Origin of the sequence: Bacillus sp. FSL W7-1582, from assembly GCF_038593325.1 — a bacterium.
Lineage (GTDB): Bacteria > Bacillota > Bacilli > Bacillales > Bacillaceae > Bacillus > Bacillus altitudinis.
Genome location: NZ_CP151987.1, coordinates 1,494,163 through 1,516,831 on the forward strand (window position 1 = coordinate 1,494,163; position 22,669 = coordinate 1,516,831).

22 protein-coding genes are annotated in these 22,669 nt (G+C 41.4%); all 22 read left to right on the forward strand.

Features of this window, described 5'->3' with window-relative positions; all coding sequences use genetic code 11:
• Positions 1-98: 98 nt before the first annotated feature.
• Entirely contained in the window at positions 99-4,412 is a 4,314-nt protein-coding gene (locus tag NSQ11_RS07665) for a S8 family peptidase (protein WP_240688381.1), read from the forward strand.
• A 249-nt stretch (positions 4,413-4,661) separates the two neighbouring features.
• Positions 4,662-5,591, forward strand: coding sequence for a sigma-E processing peptidase SpoIIGA (gene spoIIGA, locus NSQ11_RS07670; protein ID WP_008344972.1), 930 nt, complete (start codon positions 4,662-4,664; stop codon positions 5,589-5,591).
• Positions 5,592-5,649: 58 nt separating this feature from the next.
• On the forward strand, positions 5,650-6,369 hold the full coding sequence (gene sigE / locus NSQ11_RS07675) for an RNA polymerase sporulation sigma factor SigE (protein ID WP_007499746.1): 720 nt from the start codon (positions 5,650-5,652) through the stop codon (positions 6,367-6,369).
• Between the two features lie 143 nt (positions 6,370-6,512).
• Positions 6,513-7,292 (forward strand): RNA polymerase sporulation sigma factor SigG, encoded by a 780-nt coding sequence (gene sigG, locus NSQ11_RS07680; RefSeq protein ID WP_003211879.1) that lies wholly within the window; start codon positions 6,513-6,515, stop codon positions 7,290-7,292.
• A 150-nt stretch (positions 7,293-7,442) separates the two neighbouring features.
• Positions 7,443-8,381, forward strand: a complete 939-nt coding sequence (locus NSQ11_RS07685; RefSeq protein WP_007499742.1) for a sugar-binding transcriptional regulator — start codon at positions 7,443-7,445, stop codon at positions 8,379-8,381.
• Positions 8,382-8,624: 243 nt separating this feature from the next.
• Complete coding sequence (locus tag NSQ11_RS07690) at positions 8,625-9,869, forward strand: SAF domain-containing protein (RefSeq protein ID WP_025207299.1); 1,245 nt, start codon at positions 8,625-8,627, stop codon at positions 9,867-9,869.
• A gap of 12 nt (positions 9,870-9,881) precedes the next feature.
• Positions 9,882-10,313, forward strand: coding sequence for a transcriptional regulator GutM (locus NSQ11_RS07695; protein WP_008354650.1), 432 nt, complete (start codon positions 9,882-9,884; stop codon positions 10,311-10,313).
• 17 nt (positions 10,314-10,330) lie between these two features.
• The gene (locus tag NSQ11_RS07700; protein ID WP_003210918.1) at positions 10,331-10,861 is read left to right on the forward strand and encodes a PTS glucitol/sorbitol transporter subunit IIC; all 531 of its coding nucleotides are present in this window, start codon (positions 10,331-10,333) and stop codon (positions 10,859-10,861) included.
• 13 nt (positions 10,862-10,874) lie between these two features.
• The gene (locus NSQ11_RS07705; protein ID WP_008344962.1) at positions 10,875-11,885 is read left to right on the forward strand and encodes a PTS glucitol/sorbitol transporter subunit IIB; all 1,011 of its coding nucleotides are present in this window, start codon (positions 10,875-10,877) and stop codon (positions 11,883-11,885) included.
• Positions 11,886-11,911: 26 nt separating this feature from the next.
• Entirely contained in the window at positions 11,912-12,268 is a 357-nt protein-coding gene (locus NSQ11_RS07710) for a PTS glucitol/sorbitol transporter subunit IIA (RefSeq protein ID WP_007499733.1), read from the forward strand.
• Between the two features lie 129 nt (positions 12,269-12,397).
• Positions 12,398-13,174: an ABC transporter ATP-binding protein gene (locus NSQ11_RS07715; RefSeq protein WP_019743283.1), complete on the forward strand. Its 777-nt coding sequence runs from the start codon at positions 12,398-12,400 to the stop codon at positions 13,172-13,174.
• A 79-nt stretch (positions 13,175-13,253) separates the two neighbouring features.
• Positions 13,254-13,490, forward strand: a complete 237-nt coding sequence (locus tag NSQ11_RS07720) for a YlmC/YmxH family sporulation protein (protein WP_008344958.1) — start codon at positions 13,254-13,256, stop codon at positions 13,488-13,490.
• A 224-nt stretch (positions 13,491-13,714) separates the two neighbouring features.
• Complete coding sequence (gene pgeF / locus NSQ11_RS07725; RefSeq protein ID WP_035700679.1) at positions 13,715-14,578, forward strand: peptidoglycan editing factor PgeF; 864 nt, start codon at positions 13,715-13,717, stop codon at positions 14,576-14,578.
• Positions 14,579-14,584: 6 nt separating this feature from the next.
• Positions 14,585-15,274 (forward strand): YggS family pyridoxal phosphate-dependent enzyme, encoded by a 690-nt coding sequence (locus NSQ11_RS07730; protein ID WP_048001631.1) that lies wholly within the window; start codon positions 14,585-14,587, stop codon positions 15,272-15,274.
• A gap of 1 nt (position 15,275) precedes the next feature.
• Positions 15,276-15,734, forward strand: coding sequence for a cell division protein SepF (gene sepF, locus NSQ11_RS07735; protein ID WP_017359354.1), 459 nt, complete (start codon positions 15,276-15,278; stop codon positions 15,732-15,734).
• Positions 15,735-15,737: 3 nt separating this feature from the next.
• Positions 15,738-16,022 carry a YggT family protein gene (locus NSQ11_RS07740; RefSeq protein ID WP_034657633.1) on the forward strand — a complete coding sequence of 95 codons (285 nt, stop codon included), beginning with the start codon at positions 15,738-15,740 and terminating at the stop codon, positions 16,020-16,022.
• Between the two features lie 54 nt (positions 16,023-16,076).
• Complete coding sequence (locus NSQ11_RS07745; RefSeq protein ID WP_048001582.1) at positions 16,077-16,853, forward strand: RNA-binding protein; 777 nt, start codon at positions 16,077-16,079, stop codon at positions 16,851-16,853.
• Between the two features lie 26 nt (positions 16,854-16,879).
• A complete protein-coding gene (locus NSQ11_RS07750) occupies positions 16,880-17,374 on the forward strand; it encodes a DivIVA domain-containing protein (protein ID WP_008344947.1) in 495 nt (164 codons plus the stop codon).
• A gap of 356 nt (positions 17,375-17,730) precedes the next feature.
• Positions 17,731-20,496, forward strand: coding sequence for an isoleucine--tRNA ligase (gene ileS, locus NSQ11_RS07755; RefSeq protein WP_007499722.1), 2,766 nt, complete (start codon positions 17,731-17,733; stop codon positions 20,494-20,496).
• A 160-nt stretch (positions 20,497-20,656) separates the two neighbouring features.
• On the forward strand, positions 20,657-21,031 hold the full coding sequence (locus NSQ11_RS07760; RefSeq protein ID WP_007499721.1) for a hypothetical protein: 375 nt from the start codon (positions 20,657-20,659) through the stop codon (positions 21,029-21,031).
• Positions 21,032-21,125: 94 nt separating this feature from the next.
• On the forward strand, positions 21,126-21,593 hold the full coding sequence (lspA, locus tag NSQ11_RS07765) for a signal peptidase II (RefSeq protein WP_008344942.1): 468 nt from the start codon (positions 21,126-21,128) through the stop codon (positions 21,591-21,593).
• Positions 21,590-22,504 (forward strand): RluA family pseudouridine synthase, encoded by a 915-nt coding sequence (locus tag NSQ11_RS07770; protein WP_074042037.1) that lies wholly within the window; start codon positions 21,590-21,592, stop codon positions 22,502-22,504. The genes lspA and NSQ11_RS07770 overlap by 4 nt, the downstream gene beginning before the upstream one ends.
• Positions 22,505-22,669: the final 165 nt, after the last annotated feature.

The window sequence follows — 22,669 nt, forward strand, 5'->3', positions numbered from 1 at the left end:
TTAATGAGAACACCATGAATCTTGTCATGATCAAAAAGAAGGGGGAGGGGCAGGATACACACTGTTTGACCATTTGAGGAGGAGGGATTTTATTGAAAGTGAAGTTTCGTAAAACCGCCGTCTATCGTTTCATGAGTCTTTTGGTGATTGGTATTTTAACGATGACAAGCTTTGGGATGGTTCAAGCAAAATCGACTTCTACCTCATATCAGGAGGAAGCTGTTTCCTCTAAGACAACAAAAGCCAAGATTTCTTCGAGATTAAAGAAGCAGTTTCAAAAGGAAGATAAGGTGACCTTCTTAGTCAAAATGAAGGAACAAACGAATGTACAAAAAGTAGCAAAAGAAGCTGTATCAAAAGCAAAAAAACAAAAATTAACCGCGGCTAAAACGCAGTACACAAAAAGATCAGCCGTTGTATCTGAGCTGAGAGCAACATCTGATGAAACGCAGCAAGCGCTCCTAGCGTATTTACAAAAGGAAAAAAAGAATAAGCAAGTGAAAGATATTCATTCCTACTATATTGTGAATGGTCTAGCTGTGACGGCAACAAAAGAAGTGATGGAAAAGGTTGCTTCTTTTCCAGAAGTAGCTCAAGTGCTGCCGAATGAAACACGTCAACTTCATCGTCCTGTTGATTTGAAGCATGCTAAGCCAAACAAACAAATCAAAGCAGTAGATGGAGTCGAATGGAATATTGCTCAGGTGCATGCACCAGAAGCGTGGGATTTAGGCTATGACGGGACTGGAACCGTTGTGGCAAGTATTGATACTGGTGTCGAATGGGATCATCCTGCGCTAAAAGAAAAATACCGCGGGTTTGATCCTGCTCGTCCGAACGAACCATCTCATGAACTGAATTGGTATGATGCCACGACAGGCTCTGAAGTCCCTTATGATGACTTGGAGCACGGGACCCATGTGACAGGCACAATGGTTGGTTCTGAGCCAGATGGAAAGAATCAAATTGGGGTCGCACCGGGAGCAGAATGGATTGCAGTGAAAGCTTTTTCAGAAGATGGCGGTACAGATGCTGATCTGTTAGATGCCGGTGAGTGGATTTTAGCACCGAAAGATCGTAACGGAAATCCTCACCCAGAAAAGGCACCTGATGTTGTGAATAATTCGTGGGGCGGTGGGCCAGGTCTTGATGATTGGTATAAAGATGTAGTGAATGCTTGGAGAGCAGCAGACATCTTTCCAGAATTTTCAGCCGGTAATACCGATTTATTCAATCCAGGCGGCGCGGGTTCGATTGCAAATCCTGCTAACTATCAAGAAGCCTTTGCTACGGGCGCAACAGATCATGACAACAAGTTAGGGTCTTTCTCCCTTCAGGGTCCTTCTCCATATGGCGTAATGAAACCAGATATTGCTGCTCCGGGAGTAAACATTCGTTCTTCGATCCCGGGAAAAGGATATGAGGATGGGTGGAATGGTACATCGATGGCAGGTCCGCATGTCTCAGCTGTTGTTCTTCTTCTTCGCCAAGTGCAATCAGACCTTTCTGTGGATGAAATTCAGCAAATTCTCATTGAGACAGCGAAACCACTGACAGATCAGCAATTTCCTGAATCCCCTAACAACGGTTATGGGGCAGGGTTAGTTGATGCAAGAGAGGCGATTACGGCTTTAACCAATGGCATCGGTACGATTGAAGGTCAGGTGACAAAAGAGGGAGAAGATACAGAACCACCTGTTTTTTCACATAAAGGTCCGAATGAAATTTTTGCTGCAACGCCAACCCCATTAACCATCACTGCAGAAGATGGGATAGCAGTGACAAATGTTTCTTTGACTTACCGAGTAGATCAAGGTGAATGGGAGACGCTGAAAGCCAACCGCACGGATGGGAATCATTTAAAAGGAACCTATACGGTACAGCTCCCTGAACTTGAGGGGGAAAACGTGACGTACCGATGGATTGTGAAAGATTTTGGAGAAAATGAAGCGGCATCAGATTCTTACACACTTCCAATTAAAACATCCATCACCACTGGCTACTCACAAGATTTTGAAGCATGGCCAAGTGGATGGTTCAGTGGTGGAACAAAAGATCCGTGGCAGTGGGGAAGACCGTCCACAGGTCCAAAACAAGCATTTAGCGGGGAACATGTCTACGCCACCAATTTAGATAGTCCTTATGAAAATAAAACGGACGCCAATTTGTCTATGCCGCTCATTGCTGTACCAGATTCAGGTTCTTCCTACCTGCAATATCAATACTGGCATGATCTCGAAGCCAATTATGATTATGTGCATGTCTATGTACAGCCAGAGGGTGAAGACGCCGTTCAAGCGTCCGCTTATACGGGGAAAACAAATGCGTGGACAGCAGGCGAAGTTGATTTATCTGCTTATAAAGGTCAAAAAGTGAGAGTCCTGTTTCAGATAAGAACAGATGGCAGTGTCACAAAAGATGGCTTTTATTTAGATGATGTGAAAATCACAGATGAGGCTTTGTCTCAACAAGCCAAGAACCAGCTAGGTGTGATCAAAAAAGAAAAATCCACAAGCCAGAATAAGAAATCAGTTGATCCAAAAAAGGCAAAGCCTGCTAAAGTAAAAAATAAACATGTACACATTCAAAAGCAAAACAGTCATGATGCTCCGTCTATTCAAGCTCTTCCAATGAGAGCGCAAATCAGTGTTCTAGAAAGCGGAAAATCAACTTCCACCGATGAAGCGACAGGGAAATATCAGCTGTCTCAAGGAGCAGGAGAATGGACAGTGAAAGCGGAAGCTTACGGCTTTGAATCATGGTCCCAAAAAGTCAAAGTGGCATCAAAAGAAACAGCAGAAGCGAATTTCTCCTTACAGCCGCTAGAGAAACGAACGATCTCCGGCACGGTCGTCAATGAAACAACTGGTGAAAAGGTGAAGAATGCAACTGTTTATCTTGTGGAGGACGCAAAAATTGAGCCGGTGAAAACAGATGAATCCGGTGAATTTTCTCTAGAGGCATTAAGCGGTGTCTATACAGTCAAAATTTTTGCAAAGGGGTTTAAAGGCTATACGTTTTCAGCGGATGTGACGGAAAAGCCGCTTGAAAAGTCAGTGAAACTTGAGCCTTTTATCGGTTTTCCGGGAGAGATTGGCTACGATGATGGAACGGCTGAAAATGCACGGGCTTTCTACGATCCTAGCAATGGCTGGGCTGTGAAGTTTTCATTAGAAAAAGGAAAGAAACAAGCACAAGTCACAGGTGGTCTTTTCCGGTTTTGGACATCAGAATGGCCAGCTCCTGGAGGCGATGAATTTGCTGTTGAAGTATATGATGCTTCTGGGAAGGGTGGCGCACCAGGTGAGAAAATCGCAGGACCTTTAAAAGCAAATGCGCTGCGTAATGGTGAATGGACAAAAGTAGATTTAGAAGATCAAGCCATTACAGTGGATGGAGATTTCTATCTTGTTTATATTCAAACGAAAAAGAATACCGAATCTCCGGGACTTGCCACAGATGAAGATGGCCCTAATGCTGAAAGAAGCTGGCAGCTGACGAGCGGTGCTTTTTCTCCTTCTCCGAAAGAAGAGGGGAATTATATGATACGTGCGCTCGTAAACTATGAAGCAGATGTACCAGAAATCACTTCTCCAAAGGCAGGAACCATTACAAATCAAGGTGAATTGACGATTGAAGGCACGGCCTCTCCGGGTCTCGATGTGGCCATTTATCAGAATGATGAAGAGGTGGCCAACGTCAAATCAGATGAGTCGGGTACTTTCAAAGAAAATGTATCTGTTCCAAGTGGAGAGCATGTCTTCACGGCGGTGACTGTAACGGATAAAGGCTCAACAAAACATTCCAATCCAGTCAAGGTGATCATCGATCAAACAGCACCGACATTGACCATTGATACACCGAAAAAAGGCGACAAGTCTAATAGAGAATCACTCACGGTGGAAGGGAAAGTAGCGGATGATTATCTAGATCAAGTCACAGTCAATGGAAAAAAAGCGACCGTAAAGGATGGGGCATATTCTGCAAGGGTGCTGCTTGAGAACGGGAAAAATACAATCAAAGTGACAGCAAAAGATGCGGCTGGAAACAAAACGACTAAAAAGGTCGACATCGATGTACAATATGATGCACCTGTCATTTCTGAATTAACGCCAAAAGACAATATGAATCTATCATCAGGTGAATCGGTTAAGATTTCATTTAAAAGCAGGGAAAAGCTAGATGCCACCTTTGTTCTTCATATGCCGCTGACAAATGCTAGATCAAAACTTCAAAACACAACCGAACTGCCGATTCGTGAAGTAGCACCGGGAACGTATGAAGGCTACTGGACGGCGACATCTATTGCAAAAGCAAAAGGTGCAGTGATTGAAGTCATTGTCAAAGATGATTATGGAAATGTCACAAGACAGAAGGCAGAAGGAACACTCACCATCAATGAGAAAGAATGACAGCGAAAAAGACACGACTCTTCGGAGCGTGTCTTTTTTTGTGCAATTGATAGAGGAGACACTTGTCCAACAAATCATTCCGATGTTCTTTCTATTTCATACCTCGACAAAAACGATAACAATCCACCAAAAGTTCTCTATCATCCCCTACAAGAATTGACAGACTTCCATCCGATGACTGTTTTATACTGGTACAAACAAGTGCAAGTACTGCTTTTGATTCTTTGTTTCAGATGAAAGGAGCAGAAGGTGGTCATTTATTTAGATGTCATTTGGCTGTTAAACTTTTGTTTTGATCTATTGCTGCTCTTACTCACGGCATTTATTCTCAAACGACAAGTGAAAAAAAGGCGATATATGTTAGGAGCTCTCATTGGATCGAGCATTGTTCTCTTGCTCTTTACGCCATTTGCAATGATTGTGTCGCACCCTTTAGGCAAACTGCTTTTTTCTGTCTTGATCGTGCTTGGAACCTTTGGCTTTCAAAGATTTCGTTCCTTTTTTCAAAACCTGTTTGCTTTTTACTTTGTCACATTTTTGATGGGAGGGGGCATGATCGGGGTTCATTCGTTTTTGCAGACAAATACAGTCATTCAAGATGGACTGCTTATTTCACAAAATGATGGATTTGGTGATCCCATTAGCTGGCTTTTTGTTCTCACTGGCTTTCCGGCCATTTGGCTGTTTTCAAAGAAACGATTAGGAGAGGTTGGTGCGAAAAAAAGACAATATGACGAACAAGTACTTGTGGAGATCCACATTCAAGGAGAAACGATCCGCTTAAATGGTCTGGTCGATTCTGGAAATCAGCTGTATGATCCATTGACGAAAACACCTGTCATGATCGTCCAGCTCGATCAGCTCACATCTATTTTCGGAGAGCCATTTATAGAAAAAATGAAACAGTTTCATCCTGTTGAATTGATGCAAAAGCTCGATGACCATTTTCCGCTGCTTGATCGTTTAAGACTTGTTCCGTATCGCGCAGTCGGTCATGATCACGGGTTTCTACTATGCTTTAAACCAGATACGGTCGTCCTTTATACAAAAACACATATGATCCAGCCAGCAAAGTGTTTTGTTGGGATGAGTCTAAGTGGATTATCAGCAGATCAGGAATTTCAATCCATCATTCATCCAGAGATGTTAGACGGAAAAATGATACAAGGGGTGTCGTAGTTTTTTGTGATGTCTTTTATCTTACGAAGTCAACTGGACATTTAGAAGGGAGAAGAAGATGAAAAAATTAAAATTTAAACTCACTTACTACTGGTATAAACTCCTCATGAAGCTAGGGCTAAAGAGTGATGAGATTTATTATATTGGTGGAAGTGAGGCACTGCCTCCGCCGTTATCAAAGGATGAAGAACAAGAATTGCTCGTTAAATTACCAAAAGGGGATCAAACAGCAAGAGCCATTTTGATTGAACGAAACTTGCGATTGGTCGTTTATATCGCAAGAAAATTTGAAAACACAGGCATTAACATTGAGGATTTGATTAGTATCGGAACGATAGGCCTCATAAAAGCAGTAAATACGTTTAATCCAGAAAAAAAGATCAAACTGGCCACATATGCGTCTAGATGTATTGAAAATGAGATTTTGATGTATTTGCGTCGAAATAATAAAATCCGTTCAGAAGTATCGTTTGATGAGCCGCTTAACATTGACTGGGACGGCAATGAATTGCTTTTATCAGATGTACTTGGGACAGATGATGATATTATCACCCGGGATATTGAAGCAAATGTCGATAAAAAATTACTGAAAAAAGCGTTAGAACAATTAAACGATCGTGAAAAACAGATCATGGAACTGAGGTTCGGTTTAGTTGGCGGTGAAGAAAAAACCCAAAAAGATGTTGCCGACATGCTTGGTATTTCTCAGTCCTATATTTCAAGGCTCGAAAAAAGAATTATTAAACGATTGCAAAAAGAATTTAATAAGATGGTCTAAAAAAAAATTTTTGAAAGCTTTATCCCTGTACTGTCAAAGGGATCACCATTTTTTCACATCTTTCTCGTCGTAGACCGTGCATATTTTTCCATCCCACGGAGATACTGAACTTTGTACAACAGCTCCTGTAGGGAGGGAAAAAAGTGTCCAGAAATAAAGTGGAAATCTGCGGAGTCGACACCTCCAAACTGCCTGTTCTGAAAAACGACGAGATGAGAAAATTATTCAGACAGCTGCAAGATGAAGGTGATGATACAGCAAGAGAAAAGCTAGTCAATGGCAATTTGCGGTTGGTTTTAAGTGTGATTCAGCGTTTTAACAACAGAGGCGAGTATGTTGATGATCTCTTCCAAGTAGGCTGTATCGGATTAATGAAATCAATTGATAATTTTGATTTAAGCCACAATGTCAGATTTTCAACTTATGCGGTCCCTATGATCATAGGAGAAATCCGTCGATACTTGCGCGATAACAACCCTATCCGGGTATCTCGTTCACTAAGAGATATTGCCTATAAGGCGCTTCAAGTCCGTGAGAGACTGATTAGTGAGACAAGCAAGGAACCAACGGCAGAAGACATTGCCAAAGTATTAGAAGTCCCTCATGAGGAAATTGTTTTTGCCCTAGATGCCATTCAAGATCCTGTTTCTTTGTTTGAACCGATTTATAATGACGGAGGAGATCCGATTTATGTGATGGATCAAATTAGTGATGAACGGAACAAAGATACACAATGGGTAGAAGAATTGGCCTTAAAAGAGGGAATGCGCAGATTGAATGATCGAGAAAAAATGATTCTTCGTAAACGCTTTTTCCAAGGCAAAACACAAATGGAAGTGGCAGAAGAAATCGGCATTTCTCAAGCACAAGTATCAAGGCTTGAAAAAGCAGCAATCAAACAAATGAATAAAAATATTTTTTAAAGCCGCCGCTAATGTGCGGCTTTTTTCATTCTTTTTAGAGAACCCATCTCTAGTATTGACTCTGTTATTTTTTTCATTTAATCTGTTTTTAACAAATGTTATTTGAAATATCATTTGTGAGGGAATAGAGAAGCGGAAAGAAGGGTTATTATGACATTCCATGATGAAAGAAGGCTGCTCATTAAGGTTGCGCATATGTACTATGAAGAAGGCGCCACTCAATCTAAAATTGCAGAAGCTGTTGGGGTTAGCCGTTCGCTCATATCGAAATATTTGGCAAAAGCACGTGAAGCAGGAATCGTGGAAATCATTATTCATGATGAAGTAAATCAACAATATGGTTCGTTAGAAAGAAAAATAGAGCGAAAATATGGGCTGCGAGAAGTCGTGTGTGTGGAATCTCTCAGTCAAGAAACAACAAAAAGTCGGATAGGAGCTGCGGCTGCGGGCTTTTTATTAAAAGTCATGAAGGATGGACAAGTCATCGGTTTTTCATCAGGGACAACCTTGCATGAAATGGCGAAAGCGCTTACGTCTGTTCAGCATTTTCCGTCTGTGACATTTGTTCCGCTTGTCGGAGGCGTCGGAAATGAAGATGTTGATATTCATGCCAACTATATTATTGGAAGATGCTCAGAAGCACTCAAATCCAAATGTGAGTTTTTACATGTGCCTGTCATGCTTGATACGAAAGAAGCGAAAGATGTACTCATTAGACAGCCGTCGATCAAAAAAGTCATTGAATTAGGAGAATCATCAAATATCGCGGTCGTAGGAATAGGCGGGGTTCCGCAACATTCAACGATGGTGAAATCCTATATGACAAGTGGTGAGGAAGATATCCTGCAAGCGAAAGATGTCGCGGGTGACATTTGTTATAACTTTATTGATCATAAAGGTGAAGTGTATCCGCATCCGTGGAACGACCGGGTGATGGGGATCAGTCCTCAAAAACTGAAAGAGATCCCGCTTGTGATAGGTGTCGCTGGAGGAGAAGAAAAAATTGAAGCGATCAGGGCAGCGTTAGAAGGTGGATTAATTCATGTGTTAATTACAGATGAACAAACCGGAGATGCCCTATTAAAGTAACTACCTAAGCCGATTAGGTAGTTTTTTTGAGTCTTTAGACTCAAAAAGATTGAAAATTTTATCGATTTTATCTTGACACAAAGTTGACACATCATATAAACTAAGTTCATAACAAATGATAAATAAAATAACAAATGTTACAAGAAACAGATTTTTGTTAATTTTTATAACATTTGTTAAAAGTTTCAGATTATTTTTCTAGCAATCTATTGTGAAGCAAGAAAACCTGAAAGGATGATTTAGATGTCAATTTATCAACAATTGTTAGCACGAGAACGCAGCGGAGATCCAATCAAAGTTGGGATAATCGGGGCAGGCCAAATGGGGTTTGGACTCATTTCACAAATTTCTAAAATTCCAGGCATGATTGTCGCAGGTGTTTGTGATATTCATCTTAGTGCAGCTGAGAAAGCAGCGAATTTTTACAAGCAACATGCGAAACCACATCAAATGGTCGTCACAAATGATTACAGAGAAGTGATTCAATCAGATTCCGTGGAAGTCGTTGTGGATGCAACAGGTGTTCCAGAGGTCGGAGCAAACATTTCTTTGGAAGCGCTTAATTCAAAAAAACATCTCGTTCTTTTAAATGTAGAAGTCGATATTACGATCGGTTTGGTCATGCATAAATTATTCACGAATGCAGGACTTGTTTACTCTGGATCAGCTGGAGATGAACCAGCAGCAACGCTAGAACTATATGAATTTGCAAAAACAATGGGGCTTGAAGTATTGGTTGCTGGGAAAGGTAAGAACAACCCATTCTTCCCAGAAGCAAACCCAGATACGTGTAAAGCTGAAGCAGATAGTAAACATATGAGTGCCCACATGCTGGCAGCATTCCAAGACGGAACAAAAACGATGGCAGAAATGAACCTATTAAGTAATGCAACAGGACTTTTGCCTGATAAAGTCGGCATGCACGGAGTAGAAGCGAATTTAGAAAATGTAGCAGATAAATTAAATCAAAAACAGCAAGGCGGCGTACTGGATAACTTCGGAGTCGTTGAATATGTAAACGGACTGGCACCAGGTGTCTTTGTCATCGTCAAGAGTGATCTTGAGCCAGTAGATGAAGAGCTTCGTTACTTAAAAGTTGGAAAAGGTCCTCACTACACACTGTATCGTCCTTTCCACTTAGCAAGCCTTGAAACACCAGTGACGATCGCAAAAGCAGTCTTACAACACGATTCTTCAATCCATCCAATTGGTGTACCAGTATCAGAAACTGTCGCTGTGGCGAAAAGAGATATTAAAGCAGGAGAAACACTTGATGGTATTGGCGGATACTCCGTAAGAGGTGTACTTGAAACACATCAAGACATGAAAGCGAACGGCCACATCCCAATTGGCTTAATCAGCGGAAAAGTGGTAGCGAAAAAAGATATCAAATTGGGGCAATTCTTATCTCATGATGATGTAGAACTTGATGCAAACACAACGGTCTGGAAGCTGCGTTCATTACAAGATCACTTATTTCAATCATAAGGACGTGAGGCTATGGAAAAATTAGCAATCGTACTTTGTATCATTCTAATTGTGCAGTATGGTTTATCGTTTATTCAAATCAAGTACTACCGCAAAAGCATGGATTCACTGATTGACGACTATAAAGGGAAACAAGGCTATCACTTGTTTTCAGGAATGGAGCGGCGCAAATTTGGTCCTGGAGCCATTGCGCTCATCATTGTCGATGAATCATACATCATTCAAAAGTGTCATGTGCTGGGTGGCGTCTCGATTTTGTCTAAATTTAAGGAACTGCCTTCCTATGAAGGAAAACATGTGGGGGCTGTGCTTGATGAGCATCACATGATGAAACAAACATTGAAAAAGCGCAAAAGGGGACCAGCTGTCATGCAAGCACTCTCCATGGCAGCGGAGCAGGCGCTTGTCTCGATTTCTAAAAAAAATATAACAAATGTGAACTAAGAAAGGGGAGATGAAACATGGAATGGATTCAATGGTTTGGAGAGCACTTTATCGGGATGTTTGAAGCCGGCGGAAAGCAATTCATGGGTCTTGTTACAGGTATCGTTCCAACGCTTGTTGTGTTACTTACTTTCACTTATGCTGTCATGAAGTTTATTGGAGAAGAGCGAGTGAATAGAGCGATTCAGTTTGCAGCGAAATATACCATTTTGCGCTATACGTTAATGCCGATCTTATCCGTTCTTATTTTGACAAACCCAATGGCTTATACGTTTGGCCGCTTCTTACCTGAAAAACAAAAACCAGCATTCTATGATTCAGCTGTTTCATTTGTTCATCCGGTGACATCGCTGTTCCCGTATGCCAACGCAGGAGAACTGTTTGTCTACTTAGGAATTGCGAACGGGATTAAAGAAGCTGGATACTCTATGTCAGAGCTGGCTGTTCGTTACTTCTTAGTCGGGATCGTTGTCATTTTACTTCGCGGAATCATTACGGAATGGATCACAAAGTACTTAGCAGGAAAAATGAAAGCGAATTCACAATAGGGGAGGGTTAGACATGACAAACCACAAAGTATTTGTTGCAAAAGGTGCTGGCGGATGGGGAAAAGGATTAGAGCTTGAACCAACCGGTAAAAGAAGAAAGGTCGTTTCCATTACAGGAGGAGGCATTCACCCAGTTGCACGTAAAATTGCAGAAATGACAGGGACAGAAGCATGTGATGGTTTTAAAAATTCTATACCAGAAGATGAAATGATGTGTGTTGTCATTGACTGCGGAGGAACAGCGCGAATCGGACTTTATCCAATGAAACGCATTCCAACTGTCGATGTGCTGGCATCCTCTCCTTCTGGACCGCTTGCAAAACACATTACAGAGGATATCTTCGTATCAGGTGTCACAGAAAAAGATATTTCCTTTGCGGAAGCATCTGATAGTGAAGGGACTGTAGAAGGTCAAGAAAGCAGCGGCCCAATTGACAAAGAGAATTTCAAAGAAACCTATTCAAAACTGAAAGAGGAAAATATCGAACGTCAAGAAAAAGGGAATTTCCTCATGAGATTCTCAAGAGGAATCGGGAAAGTAACCGGCACATTCTATCAAGCTGGTCGTGATTCAGTTGATATGCTCCTTAAAAACATTATTCCATTCATGGCCTTTGTCAGTATGTTAATTGGAATTATCAATTATACAAAAATCGGTGATCTGATTGCCCATTTCCTTTCACCTTTGGCAGGATCTTTATGGGGGCTCTTACTGCTCGTTGTTGTCTGTACCTTACCGTTCCTATCGCCTGTCTTAGGACCTGGGGCAGTCATTGCACAAGTCATCGGTGTTCTCATTGGTAGTCAAATTGCACTAGGGAATATTCCGCCTCAATTTGCTCTTCCAGCACTGTTTGCGATCAACGGTCAAGTAGGGTGTGACTTTATCCCGGTGGGGCTATCACTTGGTGAAGCGAAGCCGGAAACGGTACAATATGGGGTACCAGCAGTTTTGTATAGCCGTCTCATTACAGGCGTTCTATCTGTTGTGATCGCATACGTTGCCAGCTTCGGTATGTATTAAACGTATTAAAGGAGGAATCGAGATACATGGTAACACAATCTGTCGTAAAAGAAATTGGGATCTTAGTCCCGCAGTTTAAAGAAGATAAGCTGATTGTTTTATTTGGACCAGCAGCGCCGCAGGAATTAAGAGATATGTCTGTCATTCATGAGTTTGAACACTTAGAAGAAGAGCCGCTGAAATTAGGCGGAACGATTCAAGTGGGCGACCAAACTTATACCATTACTGCTTTAGGCAATAAAGCAAATGACAACTTTAAGGAACTCGGCCATATTTCGATCTACTTCCAAGAGCCGTTTGATGATGTATTACCGGGAGCTGTCTTTGCATCCCCGCATACGTTTCCTGACATTAAAGAGGGCGTACGAATTGAAATTTCGTAACCATGCAAAAAAGCTGTTCCTTAATAGGGAGCAGCTTTTTTGCGTTAGGTTTACTGATTGAAACATTTGCGATATGCTGTAGACGTTATTATTTGTTTATTCAGAATTTTTATTCAGGGGGAAAAGATCGTGTCGCTTGACTTGAAGGATGTTTCTTTAAAACGAAATGGAAAATGGCTGCTTCGTTCTATTGACTGGCAGGTGAAAAACCAGGAACACTGGGTGCTTTATGGATTGAATGGTGCGGGAAAAACCGCTTTATTAAATATGCTTTGCTCATATTATTTTCCAACGTCAGGTGAGATGACGGTGTTAGGTCATGTGTTTGGCAAGGAAGCGCTTGGTGAAAAACTAAGGAAGAAAATTGGTCTCATCTCTGCTGGTCTTGAAAAGAAGCTGCACAGAGATGACAATGCATTTGAAATTGTTTTGAGCGGGGCATTTGCTTCCATCGGACTTTATGAAACACCGACAGATGAGATAAGAGAGAAGGCAATTGATTTATTAAAAACATTTGGCTCATTTCAATATGCCAATCGCACGTATGAAACCCTGTCGCAAGGGGAGAAACAAAAAGTGCTGATCGCAAGAGCTTTAATGAATGATCCGAAGCTTCTGATCTTAGATGAACCTGTGACAGGTCTTGATTTTTTAGCAAGAGAACAAGTTCTGGAGACGATCTCATTGATTGCATCAAAACCAGATGCGCCCACATTGCTCTATACAACCCACCACGCAGAAGAGATTCTCCCGATTTTTCAGCACACCTTATTATTAAAAGAAGGTACTGTTTTTCATAAAGGGGAGACAAAGCAGATGATGACAAGTGACTTGCTTTCTTCCTTTTTTGAATGTCCAGTCGAAGTCATGTGGCAAAACGGCCGTCCTCACTTAAGTAAATTGTAGATAAGAGAAACTATTGGTCTGCTTCCCTGCTTTTCCATCATACATATTATAGTAGAAAACGAAAGGCGGGGAAGGACAGATGATCAGTATTTCTGAATTCCAAATCAAAGATGTCGTCGATGTGTCCAGCGGAAAAAAATTAGGTACCATTGGAGACATCGATATTAATGTCACGAGCGGTAAAATACAAGCGATTATCATAGGCGGTACAGGTAAAATGATGGGATTTTTCGGAAAAGAAGAGGAAATGATTGTCCCGTGGCGAAATATAGTAAAAATTGGCGAAGATGTGATACTTGTCCGATTGTCTTCTTAATTCGTGTAAACTCCTCAATCAATAGATCAAATTTTCCTTGAAACAAGCTCTCCATTCTCAGCAATCAATGTCTTTTTCGGGTAAAAAGATTACGTTTTCATATCAATTTGAAAAAAAACCTGTAGAAAGGGCACATTTGAGTGTAATATTTAATGAATCCCACTAACTGTCTTTGCACGTCTTGTGGTAAAATAGGAGCGATATTAGGAGCGATATAAAGAGAGATGAATGAAAGGTGGGAGGCAGCTTTGATAGACAAATATGACCCCTTTCAGCAGAAATCACCTTATGCAATGCTGATTCATGATTGGACGAACATGACATGTTCTGGAAAAGAGATATTGGCCGGTTTTACGACAAAAAATGGCGGCTTTAGCCTTTCTCCATATCAATCAATGAACACTGGACTCCATGTAGGAGATGATGCTTCTAGTGTCCAAATGAATCGTCAAGTCATTGCAGATGCTACTGCTGTGCCGCTCTCTAATTGGGTGTTTGCTGACCAAACACACGAGGATCGCATCATGAAAGTCACAAAGGAACAAAAGGGAAGAGGAAGTCTTCAGTATGATGAAGCACTCTCTAGAACAGATGGTTTATACACCTCTGAACCAAACATCATGCTCGCTCTTTGTTTCGCTGACTGTGTTCCGCTTTATTTTCTAGCGCCGCAATCTGGGCTGATTGGAACGGCTCATGCCGGCTGGAAAGGAACCGTCAAACAAATTGGCGCCAACATGGTTGATGCATGGGTTCGCCAAGAAGGCGCTGATGCCGATCATATACAAGTCGTCATTGGACCATCCATTGGCAGCTGCTGCTACATAGTAGATGATGTTGTCATAGATCAAGTGAAACAGCTTCCTTTTTCAACAGAGGATGTGTATTCCGAGATGTCACAAGGACAATACAAAATTGACTTAAAAACACTAAACAAAAACGTATTACTTCATGCAGGATTAAAAGAAGAAAACATACATGTCAGTTCGATGTGCACAAGTTGCAATGAGCAGCATTTCTTCTCACACCGGCGTGATCAAGGGAAAACAGGACGTATGATGTCTTTTGTCGGGTTTAAGGAGGCATAAGTGCAATTGAATGTACGAGAGAATCTCAGACAAATAAATGAACAAATCAACGAAGCATGTAAAAGAGCAGGTAGACATCCAGACGATGTATCGGTTGTCGCTGTCACAAAATATGTCTCGATTGAACGAGCATTAGAAGCAAAGGATGCCGGCATTTTGCACTTTGGTGAAAATCGTGACCAAGGGTTACTTGAAAAACAGGCAGCCATAACCGATGAAAATATTAGCTGGCACTTCATCGGCAGTTTACAGACGCGAAAAGTGAAATCTGTCATTCAGACCATTGACTACTTACATTCGCTAGACAGAATGTCCCTTGCGAATGAAATTGAAAAAAGAGCGGATCACACGGTTCGCTGTTTTGTACAGGTGAACACATCACTTGAGGAGTCAAAACACGGCTTACAAAGCGAAAACGTGATTCCATTTGTCAAACAGCTGGCTGATTTCAAACATATTGAAATTGCTGGACTCATGACGATGGCTCCATTTACAGATGATCATACTGTGATACGAAACTGTTTTAAAACATTAAAAAGCCTTCAACAAGAGGTAAAACAACTGAACCAAGTAAATGCACCTTGTCAGCATTTATCGATGGGTATGTCAAACGATTTTGAAATCGCAATTGAAGAAGGTGCGACATTTGTTCGGATTGGCTCTTCACTTGTTGGAAATGAAACAGGAGGTGCGTGACATGAGCATAAAAAATAAGTTTAAAAGCTTCTTCACACTCGATGATGAAGAGTATGAGTACGAATATATTGATGAAGAAAGAGAACCAGCACAAGAAGAAAAAAACACAAAAGATAAAGCGGCATTTCAAGAGCGTCCTCAGGCAGGAAAACAAAATGTCGTCAGCTTGCAAAGCGTGCAAAAATCCTCTAAAGTGGTGTTAAGTGAGCCACGTGTTTATGCAGAGGCTCAAGAGATTGCAGATCATATTAAAAATCGGCGTGCAGTCGTCGTCAATTTGCAGCGCATTCAGCACGATCAAGCAAAGCGAATCATCGACTTCTTAAGCGGAACGGTTTATGCAATCGGTGGAGACATTCAGCGTATTGGCTCGAATATTTTCCTCTGCACTCCTGATAATGTGGATGTATCTGGCACAATATCAGAGCTATTGACAGAGGAAGAACCTCAGAGGTGGTAAATCATAGTTATTCTAAATTTCATTTTTAATATTTTGGGTACGGTATTAACGATTTACTCATTCGCGATCATTATTTACATCTTTATGTCATGGGTGCCATCTGCAAGAGAAACATCGATTGGCCGCTTCTTGACAAACATTTGCGAACCGTATTTAGAACCATTCCGTAAAATTATTCCGCCAATTGGCATGATTGACATCTCGCCGATTGTGGCATTGCTTGTGATTCGTTTCGCATCATCGTATGGACTAACTGGTCTTTATAATATGATTGTACGATTCATGTAAACAGGCTGCCGGGCTTGGCATCTGCCAGGCTCTTTTACATAAAAGGGGAACAAAATGAGCGATATTTATCAACATTTTAGAAAAGACGAACAGCCATTTGTCGACCAAGTATTAGGCTGGAAAAACATCGCACTCGATCAATATCGAATGAAATTAACAGACTTTCTTGATCCGCGTGAGCAGTTCATTACCCAGTCCGTGATTCAGCATTCTGATGAACTGGGTCTCATGTTTTTTGGCGGGTATGAGGAAGCAGAGCGAAAAAGGGCTTTGATCTATCCTGATTATTTAGCACCGTCTATACAGGATTTCGAGCTGACTTATTTTCAGGTGAACTATGCGAAAAAGTTTATTTCGATAGAACACCCCAACCTTCTCGGTTCGCTCATTGGGACAGGCCTGAAGCGTCAAAAATTCGGTGATTTGTTGTTTTCAGAGGACAACGTGCAATTTATTTGTACAAGCGATGTTGCCGATTTTGTTCGGGCTCAGCTGACGCATGTCGGCAGAGCATCTGTTTCATTAGAGGAAATTAGCAAGGCAGATCTTCAGCCAGTCATCAGCAAAACCGATATCAAAGAAGATACGATTTCTTCACTGCGGCTTGACGCTGTATGTGCTGCTGTCAGCCGTCAGTCTCGGCAAAAAGCACAACTTTTGGTCAAAAATGGTCTTATCAAAGTCAACTGGAAAGTCACTGAAGACCCTTCCTTTACAATTGGTGAAGGTGATCAGCTCTCTGTCAGGGGATTTGGCCGCTTTAGCTTAAAAACAATTGATGGGAAGACGAAAAAAGGTAAATTTAAAGTAACATTTGAGCTTCTGACATAACGAATTTGAATCTGGAGGTGGCAAGTTTGCCATTAACACCTAATGATATTCATAATAAAACGTTCACAAAAAGTTTTCGCGGCTATGACGAAGATGAAGTAAATGAGTTTTTAAGCCAAGTACGTAAAGATTACGAGATCGTACTTCGCAAAAAGAATGAGCTTGAAGACAAAGTCAACGAGCTTGATGAAAGACTAGGCCATTTTGCAACAATTGAAGAAACATTAAACAAATCCATTCTTGTGGCGCAAGAAGCAGCAGAAGACGTGAAGCGTCATTCTGATAAAGAAGCGAAATTGATCATTCGTGAAGCTGAGAAAAATGCAGACCGTATTATCAACGAAGCGTTATCAAAATCAAGAAAGATTGCAATGGAAATCGAAGAGCTCAAGAAACAGTCGAAAGTCTTTAGAACTCGTTTCCAAATGCTCATCGAAGCTCAGCTTGATCTTCTGAAAAATGATGATTGGGATCATTTGCTGGAATATGAAGTTGACGCTGTCTTTGACGAAAAAGAATAAGCGGATCATCTTGACATGACGTGCTCATGTTGCATATAATACCATCATAAATTAACAAGAGATAAACGTTTGAAAGGGACACTCGCAGCGGTTACATGCGTAATAAAGCGAATCAGGGACGGTGGAAGCCTGACATTACGAAACGCTGCAATGAGATCACCCCTTTAGTTCCTTTTCTGAAATGAATGAGTAAGAAAAGGCGTCTGATCACGTTACGATTTTAGAGTGGATAAGCGGCAATTTCAAAGCGCTTGTCTAAAAGGGTGGTACCGCGAGACAAGCCTTCTCGTCCCTTATGGGATGAGAGGGCTTTTTTTATTGTTTTTTAATACGAATTTGCATGTGGAGGAATAGGTATGAACTACAAAGACACCTTATTAATGCCAAAAACAGAATTCCCGATGAGAGGAAACTTGCCGAACAAAGAGCCTGAAATCCAAGAGGAGTGGGCAGAAAAAGACATCTATCAAATGGTTTTAGAGCGGACAAAAGGACGCCCGACCTTTATTTTGCATGATGGACCTCCATATGCGAATGGTGACATTCATATGGGGCACGCACTCAATAAAATCCTCAAAGATTTTATTGTCCGTTTTAAATCAATGAATGGATTCCATGCACCGTACGTACCGGGCTGGGATACACATGGCTTACCGATTGAAACAGCCCTTACGAAAAATAAAAAAGTCAAACGCAAAGAAATGTCGACAGCAGAATTCCGTAAACTATGTGAGGAGTATGCTTGGAAACAAATCGAAGGTCAGCGCAATCAGTTTAAACGTTTAGGCGTAAGAGCAGACTGGGACAATCCATATGTGACATTAAAGCCTGAATACGAAGCGCAGCAAATTCTTGTCTTTGGTGAAATGGCGAAAAGAGGCTATATTTACAAAGGCCTTAAGCCTGTTAACTGGTCTCCATCAAGTGAATCAGCACTTGCTGAAGCAGAAATTGAATACAAGGACAAACGTTCACCATCGATTTACGTATCATTTAAAGTGAAAGATGGCAAAGGCGTACTTGAAAACGGCGAGCAGTTCATCATCTGGACAACAACACCTTGGACACTTCCTGCAAACCTTGGCATTTGTGTTCATCCAAACCTAGAGTACAGTGTGCTTCAAGTGGGTGCTGAGCGATATGTCATCGCATCTGAGCTAGTTGAACAAGTGGCAAAAACACTTGGCTTTGAAGAGTACGAAGTTGTGAAAACCTTAAAAGGTAAAGAATTAGATAAGGTCGTTGCAGTACATCCAATTTACGATAGAGATTCTCTTGTGATGCTTGGCGATCACGTCACAACAGATGCAGGAACAGGCTGTGTTCACACAGCGCCAGGTCACGGGGAAGATGACTTTATCGTAAGTATGAAGTACGGTCTTGATGTGCTATGTCCAGTAGATGAAAAAGGTGTGATGACAGAAGAAGCACCTGGTTTTGAAGGACTATTCTACGAGGATGCCAATAAAGCCATCACAGAACAGCTTGAAGCAAAAGGCGCATTGAAAAAACTCGACTTTATCACGCACTCCTATCCGCATGACTGGAGAACGAAAAAACCAACAATTTATCGTGCAACTGCTCAGTGGTTTGCTTCCATTAAAGATTTCAGAGAAGCGCTATTAGATAATATTAAAGAAACGAAATGGGTTCCAGCTTGGGGCGAAACGCGCCTGTTCAATATGGTGCGTGACAGAGGTGACTGGTGCATTTCAAGACAGCGTGTATGGGGCGTTCCAATCCCAGTCTTCTATGCTGAAAATGGTGAGCCAATCATCACAGATGAAACGATTCAGCACGTCTCTCAATTATTTAGAGAACATGGCTCGAATATTTGGTTTGAAAAAGAAGCAAAAGAATTATTGCCTGAAGGCTTTACACATCCAGGCAGCCCGAATGGTGAATTTACAAAAGAGCAAGATATCATGGATGTATGGTTTGATTCTGGTTCTTCTCACCAAGCGGTATTAGAAGAACGAGATGACCTGGTTCGTCCAGCAGACCTTTACCTTGAAGGTTCTGATCAATATCGCGGCTGGTTTAACTCATCTTTATCTACAGCAGTTGCTGTCACAGGAAAAGCGCCATATAAAGGTGTTCTCAGCCATGGCTTTACGCTTGATAAAGAAGGACGCAAGATGAGTAAATCATTAGGCAATACGATCGATCCGACGAAAGTGGCGAAGCAGCTTGGTGCGGAGATTCTTAGACTTTGGGTATCTTCTGTCAACTATCAAGCCGATCATCCAGTGTCTGATGACATTTTAAAACAAGTCGCAGAAGTTTATCGTAAAATCCGTAACACGTTCCGCTTCTTGCATGGTAACCTGTTTGACTTTGATCCAGCAGTCAATGCAGTACCGGTCGAAGAGCTTCGCGAAGTGGATCAATATATCTTAATCAAATTAAACAAATTGATTGATAAAGTGAAAAAAGCTTATGATGATTACGAATTTGCGGTTGTCTATCATGCCATCCACAACTTCTGTACGATTGAGCTTAGCTCTTTCTATCTCGATTTTGCAAAAGATGTGGTATACATTGAGCATGCGGATCATCCAGACCGCCGCAGCATGCAAACGGTCTTCTATGAAACATTAATGGCGTTAGTGAAGCTGACAGCACCAATTCTTCCGCATACAGCAGATGAACTATGGAGCCACTTAAGCTTTGTTGAAGAGCCAAGTGTTCAGTTAACAGATATGCCAGAAGGTGTAGCTGTTCCTCAAGCAGAAGCGACAGAAGTGAAGTTTGACCGCTTTATGGAAGTACGTGACGATGTGCTAAAAGCGCTGGAAATTGCGCGTAATGAGAAAGTCATCGGACGTTCACTTGAAGCGAGTGTGACCCTTTATGCAACAGAGGAAGTGAAAAATCTTCTTGCATCCATTAAAGAAGATGTGAAGCAGCTCTTTATCATTTCTGAGTTAACAGTAGAAGATGAGAAGCATGCAGACGCATCAGCGCCTGAATACACATCAGGACGTATTGTTGTTCAAAAAGCAGAAGGCGAACTGTGCGAACGTTCCCGCATTATTTCAAAAGATGTTGGCGCAAATCCAAAATACCCAACATTGTCGCTCAAAAATGCTGAAATCGTGGAGAAATATTACCAGAATTAACAGCGTGATATCACCAACTAGCGCCCCGCATATAGCGGGGCGTTTTTGATATAGAGAAAATGACAGCGTTTAGAACGAAAGGAAAAATCTTATGGCTTTAAAGTGAACAGGCGGGGCAACAATATGATTATCACGACAGGGCAGGAGTTGAAACAGCGACATGAATGGCGATCTAGAGACGATTTACATGGAACTCCTTCAAATGAGAGAAGAACTGCAATCGAAACTGTTTGAATATGCATCATTGCGTTCACCCGCTGAACATGTCACTTTCGATCAAGCAAAAACGACCACGCTTCTTTATCACATCAAAGAAGAACTGCAAGATGTTTCGCTCGCGATTGCAAAAATTGAACAAGGAACTTATGGCATATGTGAGGCGACAGGGCTTACAATGCCCATTGAACAAATGAGTATTCTTCCGACAGCTCGTACGACTGACGACTTTTTATATCATAAGCAATACGAGAAAAAAGCATTCACCCCTTATCCTCACGAATCAAACGATTCTCATTTTGAAGCCTTCCACATGTAGGGAGGTTTTTGTCTGTCAACTAAAGTTTCTTTACTCCTTCCTGTTTTCTTGATAAAATGCTTAAAGACCAAAGTATGAAGATGGAGGAACGTGTGTGTTCTATTACATAATCGCATTCGTGATAATTTGTTTAGATCAATTAACAAAATGGCTCATTGTCAAACATATGATGCTCGGTGATTCTATTCCTGTGATTGATGGCTTCTTTTACATCACATCCCACCGAAATTCAGGAGCCGCATGGGGGATTCTCCAAGGACAAATGTGGTTTTTCTATGTGATCACACTCGTTGTTATTGCAGGAATTGTTTATTATTTGCAAAAACATGGACAAAAGGACAAGCTACTTGGCGTAGCACTTGCCTTAATGCTTGGCGGAGCGATTGGGAACTTTATTGACCGTATTTTCCGTCAAGAAGTGGTTGATTTTGCTCATTTCGTATTTGGGGATTATCATTATCCGATCTTTAATATCGCAGATTCCTCTCTATGTGTGGGGGTTATTCTGCTCTTTATTCAAATGCTGTTAGATGGAAAGAAAAATAAGGAGTCAACTACATGAATCAAGTAAACATTGCCGTTTCAGAAGAACAAACGAGTGAACGGCTTGATAAATTTTTAAGCACAACTGAACCAGAATGGTCAAGAACCCAAGTCCAGCAGTGGGTGAAAGATGGGCTCATCGAAGTAAATGGAAAACAAGTGAAGGCCAATTATAAAGTACAAGCTGGAGATCAAATCAAAGTAGAGATTCCAGATCCAGAAGCACTAGATGTAGAAGCGGAATCAATGGATCTTGATATTTATTATGAGGATGAAGATGTACTAGTGGTCAATAAACCAAGAGGAATGGTCGTTCATCCAGCACCAGGACATGTGACAGGTACTCTTGTCAATGGCCTCATGGCTCATTGCAATGATTTGTCAGGCATTAATGGTGTGATGAGACCAGGAATTGTCCACCGGATTGATAAAGATACGTCAGGGCTTTTAATGGTCGCAAAAAATGATATGGCGCATGAATCACTCGTCAATCAGTTAGTGGCGAAAACGGTCACTAGAAAATATACAGCCGTTGTTCATGGCATCATTCAGCATGATACTGGAACGATTGATGCACCAATTGGTCGAGACAAAAAAGATCGCCAAAGCATGACGGTCACAAAAGAAAATGCAAAGCAGGCAGTCACACATTTTGATGTGATGGAGCGCTTTAAAGACTTTACCGTTGTAGAATGCCGCCTTGAAACAGGAAGAACCCACCAAATTCGTGTTCATATGAAATACATTGGTTATCCTCTTGCCGGAGATCCAAAATATGGCCCGAGAAAAACGGTTGATTTCAATGGACAACTGCTGCATGCAGGCGTGTTAGGATTTGATCACCCTAGAACAGGAGAATATATGGAGTTTACAGCTCCAATTCCAGCTGATATGCAGGGCTTTATCGATTCATTAAGAAATAACGATTGACAGGCCGTTCTTTTTTTGAAATAATAAACGAAGAAATTGAGATTCTTTAAAACAGTCCAGAGAGGCTGAGAAGGATAACGGATCAATTTGTGCATGTGTATGCACAAATGAGCGCCCCTCTCTGCCCTTTGCAGAAGGGGCTTTTTATTTGTCAAAAAGAGGTGT